Below are 3,036 nucleotides of genomic sequence, written 5' to 3' on the forward strand. Positions count from 1 at the left end.
TACCGACGTTCAGGTGCGGTTTGTTACGTTCGAATTTTTCTTTAGCCATCGAGACCGTCTCCCATCGTTGAATTGAGCTAGTCACGCCACCATTAAAACAAAGGCAGATATTTACATATCTGCCTTTGGGGTTGGAGCTCATGAGCGGATTTGAACCGCTGACCTCACCCTTACCAAGGGTGTGCTCTACCAGCTGAGCTACATGAGCGAATCTTGTCGCATAGATGCTTAAAACCTGGAGCGGGTAGCGGGAATCGAACCCGCATCATCAGCTTGGAAGGCTGAGGTTCTACCACTAAACTATACCCGCGTTAGCCGAGGCCTACGCTAAAATCTGGTGGAGGGGGAAGGATTCGAACCTTCGAAGTCGATGACGTCAGATTTACAGTCTGATCCCTTTGGCCGCTCGGGAACCCCTCCAAAACGAGGCGGCATTTTCATTGCCAACCTCCTCACTGTCAAGCATTTTCTCATTAAAAACTTGAGGTTAGCTGACAGCGCTAAGTAGCGCCCCTGAGGGGTATGCTGCTGAGCGGGCGCCATTCTATGTAAACTACTCTGAAGTTGCAATGCTTGAGCAAGGCATTTGTCGATGCTCAAGCTCAGGAAAATCCCTCATAAGCTCAGCAAGCAATGAACCGTTCAATAAGTGCTGACGAACGTCCGCCACCCGGACCCAATAACGACGATGGGTTCTGGGCAGCTCACGAATCAACGCCGCATAGTCAACACCCTGCAAACGATTGACGACACTTTCAGCAGAATCCTTACGAGAAAATATCCCGAGAGAGATCCCATTAGACAGATCGCCAACAGTGATTATGTAACTGTCGATATTGCGAGATTGCAGCTCTCGCAACTGACGCAGCGATGCCTGCCGAGACACAAGCGGAGGCAGGTACACCCAGTAGTCAACGCCAGCGGCCTCATCTACAGGCTCGACGCGGGAATCGATGTCTAGACTCAACAAACGCTGCTCAACAGCCAGTGCGATTGATTCCTCATCGAAGCCTCCCAGAAACAGACAGGCACTATCCACATCTTGCTCTGACTCACGGCGCGCCAAAGGCTTCGTTTCACTCAGCAGCTTGATGCCAGCATCTCTTGGAGGTACTCGCTGCCCTGAAGCCTCACTTACCACCGACGGAGTTTGGTTTAGGTGATACAAGTAAAGCAGCAGATTCAGTATCACTAGAAGCATTAAAAGCCAGCGCATCGATACCTCTTTAGGGACAGGCTATCGCCAGGCCTCTGAAAACCAAATCTGGCACACATCTTACACCCGGAAGATCCGCTGCTATTGCGGCATCCCCCCCGGTGACGTAGATAGTAAAGTCGTCACCTAAGTGACTATTGGCAAAGGAAATTTGACTAGAGAGATAGCTGCGCACCATGATTAGACAGCCCCGCTCAACGGCTTCGGCGGTACTCCTACCAGGAGCAACATCACTCAACGCGAGCGCAGCTTCTGCCACGTCGTATCGGATACGGCGAGTGTGATCGACCAATTGCGCTCGCAGCAGAGCGATTCCTGGAGCTATGTAGCCGCCGAGATGCACCCCATCGCAAGCAACGAGATCTACGGTAATAGCCGTACCTAAATCGATAACTAAACAGGCGCCCCTACACAGGTCATAGGCAGCAAGAACAGCTAGCCAACGATCCAACCCTAAACGCTGCTGGTCACGATAGCCATTCACAACGCCGGCAAAACGGTCGGCCGGGCGCGCTCTGGCCACGTTCACGCCCAATGCCTCAGAAAGCACATGCACTAACGCCGTGGTTTCAGCATCGCTTCTGACACTAACCAGCCGGCAGCGGGTGATTTTCCCGATGCGCCCATCGAGCAGATCTCGGACAACATCCGCCACATGAGTAGCAATGCCTTCAGTTAATACGGCTTTATTAGCGCCAGAAACAACGCGCCATTTGATAAAACTGTTTCCGCAATCGAGCTCAAGAATCATGATCGATCCTCAAGCTTAGTTCTCCCCCGCTAAAACGCTGCTCCCCCTGACCATCAACCAATAGCCGTAAAGCGCCATGCTCATCTATACCGAGCATCAGGCCTTTAATCTGGTGGGCGCCCGCACTTAAAACACAGCGCTTGCCCTGCCAGACATTATTCGCCTCCCATTCGCCCCGCAGCGAGGAAAATCCCTGCTGGGCGTGCAGATTCACATAATGATGCAGCGACTCACTGACAAAACTTGCCAGCTCACTTCGATCCACCAAGACTCCCGTCTGGGCTCTGACCGACGTCCAAGGCTGATCTATATCTAGGCCATCTGAAATCATATTTACGTTTATTCCGATGCCGATAATGACGTGACATACATCGGCCGGGTCCCCGGTCAGCTCCAACAGGATTCCAGCTATCTTCTTGCCGCTGACATAAAGATCGTTGGGCCACTTAAGCCCGACATCCTCAACTCCTGCCCGACGCAGAGCATGGAGAACGGCCAAACCTACGACCAAGCTCAGGCCAGACAGCCCCTCAGAGCCATTTGCAATTTTCAGCGCCAAGGAATAATAGAGGTTTCTCCCAAACGGGCTCACCCATACTCGCCCCCTGCGGCCTCGGCCATTGATCTGACTCTCAGCCAATACTACGAACGGCGCTGCAACTTCTGAGCGCAGCAGCCTCAATGCTTCGGCATTAGTAGAGTCCACTGTGTCTCGGAAGCAAAGCTGCCAGCCTAAATGCGCCAGTGCGGCAGAGCACGACTCATAGTTCAGCAACGAAAACGGCTCTGCCAGCCGATAACCTTTCCCGGGCACTCTGAACAGCTCAATATCGTATTCGGCCTCAAGTCGCTGCAGATATTTCCATACAGCGCTCCGACTCACACCAAGAGCAGCACCCAGCTCTTCGCCAGAATGAAAACGACCGTCACCAAGTAGCCGTAGTAATTCACTCATAAGGTCCCCTAACCAGCAAGCCAGGCATGATAGCTGCAGTTCCAAAGCCCAGCGAGTTTTCCCGCGCCCAAAGACAAACCCCCGGCCATCTTTCGATGATCGGGGGTTTGGTGT

3 protein-coding genes and 3 tRNA genes are annotated in these 3,036 nt (G+C 52.8%); all 6 read right to left on the reverse strand.

Annotated elements, in window-relative coordinates; genetic code table 11:
- Positions 1-132: 132 nt before the first annotated feature.
- Positions 133-208 (reverse strand) — tRNA-Thr (locus tag MCB86_RS05820).
- A gap of 28 nt (positions 209-236) precedes the next feature.
- Positions 237-310 (reverse strand) — tRNA-Gly (locus MCB86_RS05825).
- A gap of 25 nt (positions 311-335) precedes the next feature.
- Positions 336-420 (reverse strand) — tRNA-Tyr (locus tag MCB86_RS05830).
- Between the two features lie 133 nt (positions 421-553).
- Positions 554-1,216, reverse strand: a complete 663-nt coding sequence (locus tag MCB86_RS05835) for an SPOR domain-containing protein (RefSeq protein ID WP_239610283.1) — start codon at positions 1,214-1,216, stop codon at positions 554-556.
- Between the two features lie 10 nt (positions 1,217-1,226).
- Positions 1,227-1,967 (reverse strand): type III pantothenate kinase, encoded by a 741-nt coding sequence (locus MCB86_RS05840; RefSeq protein ID WP_045160585.1) that lies wholly within the window; start codon positions 1,965-1,967, stop codon positions 1,227-1,229.
- Complete coding sequence (gene birA, locus MCB86_RS05845) at positions 1,957-2,922, reverse strand: bifunctional biotin--[acetyl-CoA-carboxylase] ligase/biotin operon repressor BirA (RefSeq protein ID WP_239610284.1); 966 nt, start codon at positions 2,920-2,922, stop codon at positions 1,957-1,959. Before birA ends, MCB86_RS05840 begins: the two co-directional genes overlap by 11 nt.
- Positions 2,923-3,036 lie beyond the last annotated feature (114 nt).

The organism is Pseudomonas sp. KSR10, from assembly GCF_022355455.1.
Classification (GTDB): Bacteria; Pseudomonadota; Gammaproteobacteria; order Pseudomonadales; family Pseudomonadaceae; genus Stutzerimonas; species Stutzerimonas stutzeri_E.